The sequence below is a fragment of the Pseudomonas sp. HB05 genome, from assembly GCF_016756915.1.
Classification (GTDB): domain Bacteria; phylum Pseudomonadota; class Gammaproteobacteria; order Pseudomonadales; family Pseudomonadaceae; genus Aquipseudomonas; species Aquipseudomonas alvandae.
The window spans coordinates 1-15,105 of sequence record NZ_JAESPG010000028.1; the positions used below are offsets into that span (position 1 = coordinate 1).

A 15,105-nucleotide genomic window follows, 5' to 3' on the forward strand; every position below is an offset into this window, starting at 1 on the left:
CGGCGTGCCGGGCCTGACCCTGATGAACCGCTACATCAGCGGTGACAACGTGCACACCGCCACCGTCGATGACGGCAAGGAATGGGGCCGTGAAACCGAACTGGCCTACACCGTGCAGAGCGGTGCGTTGAAAAGTCTCAACGTGAAATGGCGTAACGCATCGATTCGTCGCGACTTCAGCACCAACGAATTCGACGAGAACCGCATCTTCATCAGCTATCCGATCTCGCTCCTGTAACACCCCATGGAACCCTTGCCATGTGCGCCTGCCAGCGCCATGGCGAGCCCGGCAAGGATGCCGACCTAGAGCGGTTCGTCGATCAAACGTTGACAAGGTAGCGGAAGGATAAGGATATTCCCTCTCGGTCGTACGACAACTTATAACAACTGTACCTCTCACTGTTTGCTCAGGTAATGCCATGACCACGACACAAATTCGCCACCCCTTCAATCGCCTGCTCTTGACCGGCGCCGCCGGCGGCCTTGGCAAAGTCTTGCGCGAACGCCTCAAGCCTTATGCCCGTCACATTCGCCTGTCGGACATCGCGAACATGGCGCCGGCCATCGACGAAAGCGAGGAAGTGGTGCCGTGCGACCTGGCTGATAAGCAGGCCGTGCATCAACTGGTGGAAGGTGTCGATGCCATCCTGCATTTCGGCGGGGTATCGGTTGAACGTCCATTCGAAGAAATTCTCGGGCCCAACATCAGCGGCGTGTTCCACATCTACGAAGCCGCGCGCAAGCACGGCGTCAAACGCGTGATCTTCGCCAGCTCCAACCACGTCATCGGTTTCTACAAACAGGACGAAACCCTCGACGCCCATTGCCTTCGTCGTCCGGATGGCAACTACGGCCTGTCCAAGTCCTACGGCGAAGACGTCGCCAATTTCTATTTCGATCGCTACGGCATCGAGACCGTGAGCATCCGCATCGGTTCGTCGTTCCCTGAACCGCAGAACCGCCGGATGATGAGCACCTGGCTGAGCTTCGACGATCTCACTCAACTGATCGAATGCTCGCTCTACACCCCGAAAGTCGGCCACACCATCGTCTACGGCGTCTCCGCCAACCGTGATGTCTGGTGGGACAACAGCCACGCCGCGCACCTGGGCTACAAGCCCAAGGACACGTCGGAAATCTTCCGCGCCAAGGTCGAGGCGCAGCCAATGCCGGCCGCCGATGACCCGGCCATGATCTACCAGGGTGGCGCCTTTGTGGCGGCCGGCCCGTTCGACGACTGATTCGCCTGTTGTTCATGGGATACGAACCAACCAAGGAATCGCCATGCAAGCCGAATTGATTGTCGATGCACGCAACGCCGTCGGGGAAAGCCCGGTGTGGGTCCCCGAGGAAAACGCCCTGTATTGGGTGAACATCCCCAGCGGCGGCCTGCAACGCTGGAATGCCAGCAGCGGGAAAATCCAGGGCTGGGAAGCGCCCGAAATGCTCGCCTGTATCGCCCGTCACCAGGACGGCGGTTGGGTCGCGGGCATGGAGAGCGGTTTCTTCCGCCTGCACCCCCATGACGACGGCAGCCTGGACAGTGAACTCTGCGCCAGCGTCGAACACAGCCGCGCCGACATGCGCCTCAACGATGGCCGCTGCGATCGCCAGGGCCGTTTCTGGGCCGGCAGCATGGTGCTGAACATGGGCGCCAACGCCGACGAAGGCCGGATGTACCGTCATGAAGCCGGGCAACGCAGCCCGGTCGAGGCGCAACTGAGCGGTTTCATCGTGCCCAACGGCCTGGGCTTCAGCCCGGACGGACGGACGATGTACCTCTCTGATTCGCACCCGTTGATCCAGCAGATCTGGGCCTTCGACTACGACATCGACAGCGGCACCCCGTCCAACCGGCGGCTGTTCGTCGACATGATGCCCCTGGCCGGTCGCCCGGACGGCGCGGCGGTGGACGCCGACGGTTGCTATTGGATCTGCGCCAACGACGCCGGGCTGATTCACCGTTTCACCCCGGACGGACGTCTCGACCGCTCCCTGGAAGTACCGGTGAAAAAACCGACCATGTGCGCCTTTGGCGGCAGCCAGCTGGACACCCTTTTCGTGACCTCGATTCGTCCGGGTGACGACAACGATCCGCAATCCCTGGCCGGTGGCGTGTTCGCGCTGAACCCCGGCGTCAAGGGCCTGGCCGAACCTGCTTTCGGAGGACGGAAACACTCCGCGAACTGATCTGCTGCACCGCTTTACTGGATGAGCCAATAAAAAAACAACAACACTGGAGATTGACCATGAATTTCAAACGCACGCTTCTGATCGCAGCCCTGCCCCTGGCCTTCCTGGCCCAGGCGGCTCACGCCCTCGATATCAAGATCGCCGACATCCACCCCAAGGGCTACCCAACCGTAGTCGCGGAGGAATCCATGGGTAAAGCTCTCGAAGCAGAGAGCAAGGGCGAACTGAAGTTCAAGTACTTCCCGGGCGGCGTACTGGGTTCTGAAAAAGAAGTCATCGAGCAGATGCAAGCTGGCGCGATCCAGATGTCCCGCGTCAGCCTGGGCATCGTCGGCCCTGTGGTGCCTGACGTGAACGTGTTCAACATGCCATTCATCTTCCGCGACCAGGCGCACATGCGCGCTGTCATCGACGGTGAAGTCGGCGATGCGATCCTCGACCGGATCACCAACTCGGAGTTCGGCCTGGTGGCCCTGGCGTGGATGGACGGTGGTACGCGCAACATCTATACCAAGAATCCCGTGCGCAAGCTCGAAGATCTGAAGGGCATGAAAATCCGTGTCCAAGGCAACCCGATGTTCATCGAGATGATGAACGCCATGGGCGCCAACGGCATCGCCATGGACACCGGCGAAATCTTCAGCGCCCTGCAGACCGGCGTGATCGACGGCGCGGAAAACAACCCGCCGACCCTGCTCGAACACAACCACTACCAGAACGCCAAGTACTACAGCCTGACCGGCCACCTGATCCTGCCCGAGCCGATCGTGATGTCGAAAATCACTTGGAACAAGCTCACGCCGGAACAGCAGGACATGGTGAAAAAAGCCGCCAAGGCGGCCCAGGCTGAAGAACGGGATCTGTGGGACAAGAAGTCCGCCGCCAGTGAAGAAAAACTCAAGGCTGCCGGCGTCGAGTTCATCACGGTCGACAAGAAGCCCTTCTACGACGCCACCGCGCCAGTCCGGGCCAAATACGGTGCGCCGTATGCCGACCTGATCAAGCGCATCGAAGCTGTCCAGTAAGGCCTCTCAATCTGCACTCTTGAAAAGGCTGGGCGCGCCTGCGGTTGAAGGCGCGCCCAGTTACGGTGGAACCCGATGAAGAATTTGCTGCTGCGTATCAACGACACGATCTACATGACTTGCATCTGGGTCGCCGGCCTGTCTGTCCTGGCAGTTTCCCTGATGATTCCCTGGGGTGTGTTTGCCCGCTACGTATTGGGCTCGGGCGCCAGCTGGCCGGAGCCCACCGCCATCCTGCTGATGATGGTATTTACCTTCATCGGTGCTGCCTCCAGCTACCGTTCCGGATCGCACATGGCCGTGGACATGGTCACCAGCCGTTTGCCATCTGAATGGCGAACCGCGGCGTCGATTTTCACCCAGTTATTGATGGCGGCGGTGTGCATATTCATGACCGTCTGGGGCGCCAAGCTGTGCATGACCACTTGGAACCAATTCATAAGCGCCATCCCTACCCTGCGCGTCGGCATCACGTACATGCCGATCCCGGTCGGTGGCTTCCTGACCTTGATTTTCGTCTTGGAAAAACTCTTGCTGGGTGATCAAAGCCAGCGTCGGGTCGTGCAGTTCGACCTGGTTGAAGAAAACGAAGGTGCCGCTTAATGGACGCTCTGATTCTGCTGGGCAGTTTTTTGCTGTTGATCCTGATCGGCATGCCGGTCGCCTACGCATTGGGCGCCGCCGCCCTGATCGGGGCGTGGTGGATCGATATTCCGTTCCAGGCCATGATGATTCAGGTCGCGGGCGGGGTGAACAAGTTCTCGCTGTTGGCCATTCCGTTCTTCGTCCTGGCCGGCGCGATCATGGCCGAGGGCGGCATGTCCCGTCGCTTGGTGGCCTTCGCCAGCGTGCTGGTCGGTTTCGTGCGCGGTGGCCTGTCCCTGGTCAACCTCGTGGCGTCGAGTTTCTTTGGCGCGATCTCTGGTTCCTCGGTGGCCGACACCGCTTCGGTGGGCTCGGTGCTGATCCCGGAAATGACACGCCGGGGCTACCCGCGTGATTACGCCACCGCTGTCACCGTCAGTGGTTCGGTGCAAGCGCTGCTGACACCGCCAAGCCATAACGCCGTGCTGTACTCGCTGGCAGCAGGCGGCACCGTGTCGATCGGCTCACTGTTCATGGCCGGCATCGTCCCCGGCGTCATGATGAACCTCTGCCTGATGGCGCTGTGCCTGGTCTTCGCGAAAAAGCGCAATTACCCTAAAGGCGAAGTAATTCCGCTCAAAGAAGCATTGAAGATCTGCAAGGAAGCCATGTGGGGCATGATGACCTTGTTCATCATCCTGGGCGGCATCCTCTCGGGTGTGTTCACCGCCACCGAATCGGCCGCGATCGCCGTGGTGTGGGCGTTCTTCGTGACCATGTGCATCTATCGCGACTACAAGTGGAGCGAGTTGCCGAAACTGATGCACCGCACGGTACGCACCATCTCCATCGTGATGATCCTGATCGGCTTCGCCGCCAGCTTCGGCTACATCATGACGCTGATGGAAATCCCGGCGAAGATCACCACCGCATTCCTGACGCTGTCGGACAACCGCTACGTGATCCTGATGTGCATCAACGTGATGTTGCTGCTGCTGGGCACCGTGATGGACATGGCGCCGCTGATCCTGATCCTGACGCCGATCCTGATGCCAGTGATCGTGGGCATCGGCGTGGACCCGGTGCAGTTCGGCATGATCATGCTGGTGAACCTGGGTATCGGCCTGATCACGCCACCGGTGGGTGCGGTGTTGTTCGTCGGCTCCGCCATCGGCAAGGTCAGCATCGAAAGCACCGTCAAAGCCCTGCTGCCGTTCTACGCCATGCTGTTCGTGGTGCTGATGTTGGTGACCTACGTGCCTGCCATTTCGCTGTGGCTGCCGCATTTGGTGTTGTAACAGAAAACAATAGGTCCCCTTGTGGCGAGGGGATTTATCCCCGCTGGGCTGCGCAGCGGCCCCAAAACCAGCCATCTCGATTTGTCTGATACACCGAGATTGGAGCCTTTAGGGCTGCTTCGCAGCCCAGCGGGGATAAATCCCCTCGCCACACTTGGGCGTATTCCCCTCCAGCTTTGCCAACCTATCAGACGCCGCCATGACACCACCTCTCCTCCACCTCGAAGACGAACTAACCCGCCTCACCCTGGCCCCGCACCTGGGCGCCAGCCTCGTTGAATGGACCTTGCGCAGCAACGGCGCCCCCTTGTTGCGCCCGCCCGCGCCGAACGCTGTAGAAAACGGCCTGCCAGGCAAACTCGGTTGCTTCCCGCTGATCCCTTGGTCGAACCGCATCGCCCAAGGCGGTTTCGATTGCCCGGACGGCTGGCTCGCCCTGGAAGCCAACAGCCCCAACGATCCGTTTCCAATCCATGGCAGTGCCTGGCAGCAACCGTGGCAAGTGGCCGAACAGAGTGCCCAGGAAGTCTTGCTGCAACTCGACAGCCAAACCCCGTTCGCCTATTGCGCCAGCCTGCGGATCCGGTTGAGCGGCGGCCAATTGCAGATGGCATTGCACGTCACACACATGGCCGAACAGGCTGCCTGGCATGGGTTGGGGCTGCATCCGTATTTTCCGCGCACTGCCGGTACGCGCCTGCAAACCCGCGCGAGCGAGGTCTGGATGTGCGACGCCTCGAAACTACCGACGGAGCTGAAGGACGTTCCCTCGGACTGGGATTTCCAACACGCGCGACTGTTGCCGGACACCCTCGTCGACAACGGCTTCGGTGGCTGGGATGGCCAGTGCCTGATGCAGCAGCCTGACTTGGGCTACGAACTGGAATGCCGCGCCAGTGGCAGCGATTACTTCTTGCTGTACTGCCCCGTGGGCCTGGACTTCTTCTGCATCGAACCGGTCAGCCACCCGGTCAATGCCCATCACCTGCCAGGACGGCCGGGGTTGCGTTTGCTGGAGCAAGGGCAGTCGATGGCGTTGGGGTTTTCGATGCAGTGTCGAGCGCTCTAGGTGGCACACGATCCCTTGTGGCGAGGGGATTTATCCCCGCTGGCCTGCGAAGCAGGCCCATCCATTATCAAGCCTGGCGTCTGCTTCGCAGCCGAGCGGGGATAAATCCCCTCGCCACAAAAGCTCCGACCAGATCGCTACGCCCGCACCAGCATGAACACCGCCACCCCCAGGCACACCCCGGCGAACCCCACCTGCAACGCCCGCGCCGGGACCTTCGCCGAAAACCGTCGCCCCAGGATCATCCCGACGATGCTCGCCGCAATGAACACCGCCCCAACCCGGTCGATGCTCACTCCGGCATGAAACGCCCCCACCACACCAATCAACGAAATGAGGCTGATGACCATCAAGGAGGTGGCGACGATCCCGCGCATCTGCACGTCGGTGAGTTGCTTGAACGCCGGCACGATCAGGAACCCCCCGCCCACGCCCAGCAGGCCCGAAACCATGCCTGTTACCGCGCCCAATGCCGACAGCGTGGCGGTGCAGCGAGCGGTCCAGGCCAAGCGACCAGTCTGGCGATCGAGCATGCAATTCTTCTGGCCCCAACTGGCGGCACCATGATCGCTGGGACCGGGCTGCGCGGTTTCCCGACGCAGCATGCGCGCCGCCACCAGCACCATCAGCAGGCTGAACAGAATCATCAGGATTTTTTCCGGAAGCTGGTGGGCAAAATAGATGCCCACCGGCGAGAACACAGCGCCTAGCAAGGCAATCAATAAAGCCGCCCGATAACGCACCAGGCCATGGCGCAGCCCATCGATGGCGCCGACCGCCGCCGCGCTGCCCACCGCGAACAAAGCCACCGGAGCAGCCTGGGTCATGCTCCAGCCCAGGCCCAACACCAACGCCGGCACGGCCAGAATCCCGCCGCCCGCGCCCGTCAGGCCAAGGACCAGGCCCATGACCACGCCAAAAAAACTCGCCAGTAACATTCAGGTTCTCTCAAGCCGCGCACACCTGTTGGCAGGTGCGATCGCATTTGCAGGACGCCTTGGCCCTCACTAAGCTGCGGACCATATGTTGTAAACCCCAAGCGTAGCAACCGCTTCTTCCCGTACAGGTCCGCCGTCATGCCCGCGCAGATTCAAAGCTTTCTCGATCCCGCTTCAAAGACCTACACCTACGTGGTTTATGAGCATGATGGCGGGCAATGCGCGGTGGTCGACCCGGTGCTCGACTACGACCCTGCCTCGGGCCGCAGCGGCACCGCACAGGCGGATCGAGTGATCGCTTTTGTGCGCGAACATCAACTGACGGTGCAATGGCTGCTGGAAACCCACGCCCATGCCGATCACCTGTCCGCCGCGCCTTACCTGCGCCGGGAACTGGGGGGCAAAATCGCCATCGGCGAATCCATCGGCCAGGTGCAGAACGTGTTCAAGACGCTGTTCAACCTGGAGCCGCAATTCGCCATCGACGGTTCGCAATTCGACCATCTGTTCGCGGCCGACGAGTCCTTCCTGATCGGCAACCTCAAGGCCACCGCGCTACACGTGCCCGGCCACACCCCGGCGGACATGGCCTACTTGATCGATGGCGATGTGGTTCTGGTGGGCGACACGCTGTTCATGCCCGACGTGGGCACCGCCCGCTGTGATTTTCCCGGCGGCAATGCCCACCAGCTCTACGCCTCGATCCGCAAGCTGTTGGCGTTCCCTGCCGGTGTGCGGCTGTACGTGTGCCACGACTATCCGCCGGAGGGACGCGAGCCACAGTGTATGAGTACGGTGGGTGAGCAGCGCCAGCGCAATATCCATGTGCGCGATGGCATCGATGAAGCCGAGTTCGTGGCCATGCGCACCCAGCGCGACAAGACCCTGGGAATGCCGACGCTGCTGTTGCCGGCGATCCAAGTGAATGTGCGAGCGGGACACTTGCCGCCGGCCGAGGGCAATGGCGTGACTTACCTGAAGATTCCGATCAACCAGCTCTAAGATCACCCCATATCCAATGTGGGGTGACTCAGGTACCCAGCGTCAACCCATTCGCCGGCAACGGCAGCGCGGTTTTGTAGCGCACCTGCTTGAGGGCGAAGCTGGAGCGAATGTTCGCCACGCCCGGGACCTTGGTCAGGAAGTCCATCATGAACCGCTCCAGCGACTGGATCGTCGGCACCAACACGCGAATCAAATAATCCGGATCGCCGGCCATCAGGTAGCACTCCATCACCTCCGGCCGGTCTGAGATCGCCTCCTCGAAATGCTGCAACGCCTCTTCCACCTGCTTCTCCAGGCTGACATGGATAAACACGTTGACGTGCAGCCCCAGCAGGTCGGCATCCAGCAGCGTGACCTGCTCACGGATCACCCCCAACTCCTCCATCGCGCGGACGCGGTTGAAGCACGGCGTCGGCGATAGATTGACCGAACGGGCGAGATCGGCGTTGGTGATGCGGGCGTTTTCCTGAAGGCTGTTCAGAATGCCGATGTCGGTGCGATCCAATTTACGCATGAGACAAATAATCCTGTTTTTTATCGTTGTGCAGATTTTTTATCTGCAAATGATCTGAACAGCAAGCCAACAGAGAAAAATATTCTTCTTCGTCGAGCCTATGATTGTTGTAGGACAATTTCCCACCTACCCAGGGAAATTCGTCAGCTAGCGCGCCCACTACAAGAAATTCACAAGATCGAGCGTAGAAAGCCATGAACCCAGCGTACGAACCGCTACGCCTGCACGTTCCCGAACCCTCGGGCCGTCCCGGCTGCAAGACCGACTTTTCCTACCTGCATCTGTCCGATGCCGGCACGGTGCGCAAACCACCCATCGACGTCGAACCCGCCGACACCGCCGACCTGGCCCGCAGCCTGATCCGCGTGCTCGACGACCAAGGCAATGCCTTGGGCGACTGGGCCGCCGACATCCCCGTCGAGATCCTGCGCAAGGGCATGCGTGCCATGCTCAAGACGCGCATCTACGACAACCGCATGGTCGTCGCCCAACGTCAGAAAAAAATGTCGTTCTACATGCAAAGCCTTGGCGAAGAAGCCATCGGCAGCGCCCAGGCCCTGGCCCTGAACATCGACGACATGTGCTTCCCCACCTACCGCCAGCAAAGCATCCTAATGGCCCGCGAGGTGCCGCTGGTGGACCTGATCTGCCAACTGCTGTCCAACGAGCGCGATCCGCTTAAGGGCCGGCAGTTGCCTATCATGTATTCGGTCAAGGATGCTGGTTTCTTTACCATTTCCGGCAACCTCGCCACGCAATTCATCCAGGGCGTGGGCTGGGGCATGGCCTCCGCGATCAAGGGCGATACCAAGATTGCCTCGGCCTGGATCGGTGACGGCGCCACCGCCGAATCGGACTTCCATACCGCCCTCACCTTCGCCCACGTCTACCGCGCGCCGGTGATCCTCAACGTGGTCAACAACCAATGGGCGATTTCCACCTTCCAGGCCATTGCCGGCGGTGAAGCCACGACCTTCGCCGGACGCGGCGTCGGTTGCGGCATCGCCTCCCTGCGCGTGGACGGCAACGATTTCATGGCGGTCTACGCCGCCTCGCGCTGGGCCGCCGAACGCGCCCGTCGCAACCTCGGCCCGGCACTGATCGAATGGGTCACCTACCGCGCCGGCCCGCACTCCACCTCGGACGATCCGTCCAAATATCGCCCCGCCGACGACTGGAGCCACTTCCCCCTGGGCGATCCGATTGCCCGCCTCAAGCAGCACATGGTGAAGATCGGCCAGTGGTCCGAAGAGGAACACGCCGCCGTCACCGCCGAACTCGAAGCCGAGGTGATCGCCGCGCAGAAGGAAGCCGAGCAGTACGGCACCCTCGCCGGCGGGCAGATTCCAAGCGCCGCGACCATGTTCGAAGACGTCTACAAAGAGATGCCGGAGCACTTGAAGCGCCAGCGTCAGCAGTTGGGGATCTGACATGAACGATCACAACAACAATATTGCGTTGGACACCGCCATGACCACTACCACCATGACCATGATCCAGGCCCTGCGCTCGGCCATGGACGTGATGCTCGAGCGCGACGACAACGTCGTGGTGTTCGGCCAGGACGTGGGCTATTTCGGCGGCGTGTTCCGCTGCACCGAAGGCCTGCAGAACAAGTACGGCACCTCGCGGGTGTTCGACGCGCCGATTTCCGAAAGCGGCATCGTCGGCGTGGCGGTGGGCATGGGCGCCTATGGGCTGCGGCCGGTGGCCGAGATCCAGTTCGCCGACTATGTCTACCCGGCGTCGGACCAGATCATTTCCGAAGCGGCGCGCCTGCGCTATCGCTCGGCCGGCGAATTCACCGCGCCGATGACCCTGCGCATGCCGTGCGGCGGCGGCATCTATGGAGGCCAGACCCACAGCCAGAGCATCGAGGCGATGTTCACCCAAGTCTGTGGCCTGCGCACCGTGATGCCGTCCAACCCCTACGACGCCAAGGGTTTGTTGATCGCCTCCATCGAAAACGATGACCCGGTGATCTTCCTCGAACCCAAGCGCCTGTATAACGGCCCGTTCGACGGCCACCATGACCGTCCGGTAACGCCGTGGTCCAAGCATCCGCAAGCGCAAGTGCCAGACGGCTACTACACCGTGCCGCTGGACGTCGCCGCCATCACCCGTCCGGGCAAGGACGTGACCATCCTCACCTACGGCACCACGGTCTACGTATCGCAAGTGGCCGCCGAAGAAACCGGCATCGACGCCGAAGTCATCGACCTGCGCAGCCTCTGGCCGCTGGACCTGGAGACCATCGTCAAATCCGTGAAGAAAACCGGCCGCTGCGTGGTCGTCCACGAAGCCACCCGCACCTGCGGTTTCGGCGCCGAGTTGGTGTCGTTGGTGCAAGAACACTGCTTCCACCACCTGGAAGCGCCCATCGAGCGTGTCACCGGTTGGGACACCCCCTACCCGCACGCGCAGGAGTGGGCGTATTTCCCAGGGCCGTCCCGTGTGGGCGCGGCGTTGAAACGGGTCATGGAGGTCTGAATGGGCACGCACGTTATCAAGATGCCGGACATCGGCGAAGGCATCGCGGAAGTTGAACTGTCGGTGTGGCATGTCAAGGTTGGCGACATGGTGGTCGAGGACCAGGTGTTGGCCGACGTGATGACCGACAAGGCGATGGTGGACATCCCCTCGCCGGTGCATGGCCGGGTCATCGCGCTGGGTGGCGAGCCGGGTGAAGTCATGGCGGTGGGCAGCGAGCTGATCCGCATTGAGGTGGAAGGTGCGGGCAATTTGAAGGAGTCGGCGCAATCGGCTCCCGCTGCGGCGGCTGTGCCGGCGCCAAAGCCAGCGCCAGTGGCCACGCCTGAACCGATGGTGGAAAAAACCGCCGCGCCACGCTGCGCCCCGCAAGCTCCGGTGGCCCGCGACCCTGAAGAGCGCCCATTGGCCTCGCCGGCCGTGCGCAAACATGCATTGGACCTGGGCATCCAACTGCGCCTGGTCCAGGGCAGCGGCCCCGCCGGGCGAATCCTGCATGAGGACTTGGAAGCCTATCTGGCCCAGGGTTCGTCGCCACAGGCCAAGGGCGGCTCGGGTTATGCCGAACGCCACGACGAGCAGCAGATCCCGGTGATCGGCATGCGTCGCAAGATCGCCCAGCGCATGCAGGAAGCGACCCAGCGCGCCGCCCACTTCAGCTACGTCGAGGAAATCGACGTCACGGCCCTGGAAGAACTGCGGGTTCACCTGAATGAAAAACACGGCGGCAGTCGCGGCAAGCTGACCTTGCTGCCGTTCCTGGTCCGCGCGTTGGTCGTGGCCTTGCGTGATTTCCCGCAGATGAATTCACGCTATGACGACGAGGCCCAGGTCATCCACCGCAGCGGCGCGGTGCATGTTGGCGTCGCCACCCAAAGCGATGTCGGCCTGATGGTGCCGGTGGTGCGTCACGCCGAGGCTCGCAGCCTGTGGGACAGTGCGGCGGAAATCTCGCGCCTGGCCACGGCCGCACGCAATGGCAAGGCCAGTCGCGATGAGCTGTCTGGCTCGACCATCACCCTGACCAGCCTCGGTGCGCTGGGCGGCATCGTCAGCACGCCGGTGCTGAACCTGCCGGAAGTGGCGATCGTCGGCGTGAACAAGATCGTCGAGCGGCCTGTTGTGATCAAGGGCCAGATCGTGATCCGCAAGATGATGAACCTTTCCAGCTCCTTCGATCACCGGGTGGTCGACGGCATGGACGCGGCGCAATTCATCCAGGCCCTGCGTGGCTTGCTCGAACAACCTGCCACTTTGTTTGTGGAGTAGGCGATGCAAACTCTGAACACCAAGCTGCTGATCATCGGCGGCGGCCCGGGCGGTTATGTGGCGGCGATCCGCGCCGGCCAACTGGGCATCGAGACGATTCTGGTGGAAGGCCAGGCGCTGGGCGGTACTTGCCTGAACATCGGCTGCATCCCGTCCAAGGCGCTGATTCATGTGGCCGAGCAGTTCCACCAGACGCGCCACCACAGCCAGGGCTCGGCCTTGGGTATCAACGTGTCCGCGCCAACCCTGGACATCGGCAAGAGCGTCGAATGGAAGGACGGCATCGTCGATCGCCTGACCACCGGCGTCGCCGCGTTGCTGAAGAAGAATAAGGTCCAGGTCATTCATGGCTGGGCCAAGGTCATCGATGGCAAAACAGTCGAGGTCGGTGATACGCGCATCCAGTGCGAACACCTGCTGCTGGCCACCGGTTCGAAAAGCGTCAACCTGCCGATGCTGCCGATAGGTGGGCCGATCATCTCGTCCACCGAAGCCCTCGCGCCTACCTCGGTGCCCAAGCATCTGGTGGTGGTCGGCGGTGGCTACATCGGCCTGGAGCTGGGCATTGCCTATCGCAAGCTCGGCGCCGAGGTCAGTGTGGTCGAGGCCCAAGAGCGGATCCTGCCGGCCTACGACGGTGAGTTGACCCAACCGGTGCATGAAGCGCTCAAGCAATTGGGCGTGAGGCTGTATCTCAAGCACAGCGTCGAAGGTTTCGATGCCCAGGCCAGCACCTTGCAAGTGCGTGATCCCAACGGCGACACGCTGAACCTCGACACCGACCGGGTGCTGGTGGCGGTCGGGCGCAAGCCAAATACGCAAGGCTGGAATCTGGAAGCGCTGGACCTGGCGATGAACGGTTCGGCAGTGAAGATCGACAACCGCTGCCAGACCAGCATGCGCAATGTCTGGGCCATCGGCGACCTGAGCGGCGAACCGATGCTCGCCCACCGAGCGATGGCCCAGGGTGAAATGGTCGCCGAGCTGATCGCCGGCGAGCACCGGGAGTTCAATCCGACCGCCATCGCAGCGGTGTGCTTCACCGATCCGGAAGTGGTCGTGGTCGGCAAGACGCCGGACGAGGCCAAGGCTGCCGGCCTGGACTGCATCGTTTCGAGCTTCCCGTTCGCCGCCAATGGCCGGGCCATGACCCTGGAATCGAAAAGCGGTTTCGTCCGCGTCGTGGCGCGCCGGGACAATCACTTGATCGTCGGTTGGCAAGCAGTTGGCGTGGGGGTCTCGGAGTTGTCCACCGCATTTGGCCAATCCCTGGAAATGGGTGCGCGCCTGGAAGACATCGCCGGCACTGTCCACGCTCATCCGACGCTGGGTGAAGCGGTGCAGGAAGCGGCGTTGCGGGCGTTGGGGCATGCGTTGCATCTGTGACAGCTGTGGGTGACTCCCCCTGTGGCGAGGGGATTTATCCCCGCTGGGTTGCGCAGCAACCCCAAACCTGTCAGCGCCAGGCGTCAGATATCTGAGCTAATGGGGCCGCTTCGCAGCCCAGCGGGGATAAATCCCCTCGCCACAAGCTGCGAAACACCCCCGGAATGAAGTATTGTTGTCCCCATTCAAAACGTCAGAAGCCTTGAACCGTTTCGACGGTTGTCAGGAAATAGAGGGTGTCATGGGTAACGAGAGCATCAATTGGGACAAACTGGGCTTTGACTACATCAAGACCGACAAGCGCTACCTGTCGCACTGGCGCGATGGTGCCTGGGACGCGGGCACCCTGACCGAAGACAACGTGCTGCACATCAGCGAGGGCTCCACCGCCCTGCACTACGGTCAGCAGTGCTTCGAAGGCCTGAAGGCCTATCGTTGCAAGGACGGCTCGATCAACCTGTTCCGCCCGGACCAGAACGCCGCCCGCATGCAGCGCAGCTGCGCCCGCCTGCTGATGCCGCACGTCGACACCAAGCAGTTCGTCGAAGCCTGCAAGCAAGTGGTCCGCGCCAACGAGCGCTTCATCCCGCCGTATGGCACTGGCGGCGCGCTGTACCTGCGTCCGTTCGTGATCGGCGTGGGTGACAACATCGGCGTGCGCACCGCACCCGAGTTCATCTTCTCGATCTTCTGCATTCCGGTCGGCGCCTACTTCAAGGGTGGCCTGACTCCGCACAATTTCCTGATCTCCAGCTTCGACCGCGCCGCCCCGCAAGGCACCGGTGCGGCCAAGGTCGGTGGCAACTATGCCGCCAGCCTGATGCCCGGCTCCCAGGCCAAGAAAGCCAGCTTCGCCGATTGCATCTACCTGGATCCGCTGACCCATTCGAAAATCGAGGAAGTCGGTTCGGCCAACTTCTTCGGCATCACCCACGATGACAAATTCATCACCCCCAACTCCCCGTCGGTCCTGCCAGGCATCACCCGCCTGTCGCTGATCGAACTGGCGAAATCGCGCCTGGGCCTGGAAGTGATCGAAGGCGACGTGTTCATCGACAAGCTGTCGGATTTCAAGGAAGCCGGCGCCTGCGGTACCGCTGCGGTGATCACGCCGATCGGCGGCATCAGCTACAAGGACAAGCTGCACGTGTTCCACAGCGAAACCGAGGTCGGCCCGATCACCCAGAAGCTCTACAAAGAGTTGACCGGCGTGCAGACCGGCGACGTGGAAGCGCCGGCGGGTTGGATCGTCAAGGTTTGATCCAAGCCCCCTAGGCACTTGAGGGCTTTTTTGTGGCGAGGGGATTTATCCCCGCTGGGTTGCGAAGCAACC

At 61.8% G+C, this 15,105-nt stretch carries 15 protein-coding genes; 13 read left to right on the plus strand and 2 right to left on the minus strand.

Annotation, left to right across the window (positions count from 1 at the left end; translation table 11 throughout):
* The 7 genes from JMN22_RS21660 to JMN22_RS21690 form a co-directional block, all read left to right on the plus strand.
* Positions 1 to 238, plus strand: a 238-nt coding sequence (locus tag JMN22_RS21660; protein ID WP_198797974.1) for an OprD family outer membrane porin, incomplete at its 5' end; no start/stop codon positions are given.
* A 181-nt stretch (positions 239 to 419) separates the two neighbouring features.
* The gene (locus JMN22_RS21665) at positions 420 to 1,241 is read left to right on the plus strand and encodes an NAD-dependent epimerase/dehydratase family protein (protein ID WP_198797975.1); all 822 of its coding nucleotides are present in this window, start codon (positions 420 to 422) and stop codon (positions 1,239 to 1,241) included.
* Positions 1,242 to 1,284: 43 nt separating this feature from the next.
* Positions 1,285 to 2,190 (plus strand): SMP-30/gluconolactonase/LRE family protein, encoded by a 906-nt coding sequence (locus JMN22_RS21670; RefSeq protein WP_198797976.1) that lies wholly within the window; start codon positions 1,285 to 1,287, stop codon positions 2,188 to 2,190.
* A gap of 59 nt (positions 2,191 to 2,249) precedes the next feature.
* A complete protein-coding gene (locus JMN22_RS21675) occupies positions 2,250 to 3,218 on the plus strand; it encodes a TRAP transporter substrate-binding protein (RefSeq protein WP_198797977.1) in 969 nt (322 codons plus the stop codon).
* A gap of 75 nt (positions 3,219 to 3,293) precedes the next feature.
* Complete coding sequence (locus JMN22_RS21680) at positions 3,294 to 3,821, plus strand: TRAP transporter small permease (RefSeq protein ID WP_198797978.1); 528 nt, start codon at positions 3,294 to 3,296, stop codon at positions 3,819 to 3,821.
* Positions 3,821 to 5,101, plus strand: a complete 1,281-nt coding sequence (locus JMN22_RS21685; protein WP_198797979.1) for a TRAP transporter large permease — start codon at positions 3,821 to 3,823, stop codon at positions 5,099 to 5,101. The genes JMN22_RS21680 and JMN22_RS21685 overlap by 1 nt, the downstream gene beginning before the upstream one ends.
* 199 nt (positions 5,102 to 5,300) lie before the next feature.
* Positions 5,301 to 6,170, plus strand: a complete 870-nt coding sequence (locus JMN22_RS21690; protein WP_198797980.1) for an aldose 1-epimerase — start codon at positions 5,301 to 5,303, stop codon at positions 6,168 to 6,170.
* Positions 6,171 to 6,307: 137 nt separating this feature from the next.
* Here the strand turns inward: JMN22_RS21690 and JMN22_RS21695 are convergent, their stop codons facing one another.
* On the minus strand, positions 6,308 to 7,108 hold the full coding sequence (locus tag JMN22_RS21695) for a sulfite exporter TauE/SafE family protein (RefSeq protein WP_198797981.1): 801 nt from the start codon (positions 7,106 to 7,108) through the stop codon (positions 6,308 to 6,310).
* A gap of 138 nt (positions 7,109 to 7,246) precedes the next feature.
* On the opposite strand from JMN22_RS21695, the gene JMN22_RS21700 reads away from it, so the two are divergent.
* A complete protein-coding gene (locus tag JMN22_RS21700; protein WP_198797982.1) occupies positions 7,247 to 8,110 on the plus strand; it encodes an MBL fold metallo-hydrolase in 864 nt (287 codons plus the stop codon).
* 28 nt (positions 8,111 to 8,138) lie between these two features.
* Here the strand turns inward: JMN22_RS21700 and bkdR are convergent, their stop codons facing one another.
* The gene (gene bkdR, locus JMN22_RS21705; RefSeq protein WP_003202929.1) at positions 8,139 to 8,627 is read right to left on the minus strand and encodes a Bkd operon transcriptional regulator BkdR; all 489 of its coding nucleotides are present in this window, start codon (positions 8,625 to 8,627) and stop codon (positions 8,139 to 8,141) included.
* Positions 8,628 to 8,821: 194 nt separating this feature from the next.
* Here bkdR and JMN22_RS21710 point away from each other — a divergent pair, with 194 nt between their 5' ends.
* The 5 genes from JMN22_RS21710 (at position 8,822) to JMN22_RS21730 (ending at position 15,033) form a co-directional block, all read left to right on the plus strand.
* A complete protein-coding gene (locus JMN22_RS21710) occupies positions 8,822 to 10,057 on the plus strand; it encodes a 3-methyl-2-oxobutanoate dehydrogenase (2-methylpropanoyl-transferring) subunit alpha (protein WP_030141238.1) in 1,236 nt (411 codons plus the stop codon).
* Between the two features lies 1 nt (position 10,058).
* Positions 10,059 to 11,117 (plus strand): alpha-ketoacid dehydrogenase subunit beta, encoded by a 1,059-nt coding sequence (locus JMN22_RS21715; protein WP_030141237.1) that lies wholly within the window; start codon positions 10,059 to 10,061, stop codon positions 11,115 to 11,117.
* Positions 11,118 to 12,386 (plus strand): dihydrolipoamide acetyltransferase family protein, encoded by a 1,269-nt coding sequence (locus JMN22_RS21720; protein WP_030141236.1) that lies wholly within the window; start codon positions 11,118 to 11,120, stop codon positions 12,384 to 12,386.
* A gap of 3 nt (positions 12,387 to 12,389) precedes the next feature.
* On the plus strand, positions 12,390 to 13,772 hold the full coding sequence (lpdA, locus tag JMN22_RS21725) for a dihydrolipoyl dehydrogenase (RefSeq protein ID WP_030141235.1): 1,383 nt from the start codon (positions 12,390 to 12,392) through the stop codon (positions 13,770 to 13,772).
* A 241-nt stretch (positions 13,773 to 14,013) separates the two neighbouring features.
* On the plus strand, positions 14,014 to 15,033 hold the full coding sequence (locus JMN22_RS21730) for a branched-chain amino acid aminotransferase (protein WP_198798003.1): 1,020 nt from the start codon (positions 14,014 to 14,016) through the stop codon (positions 15,031 to 15,033).
* Positions 15,034 to 15,105 lie beyond the last annotated feature (72 nt).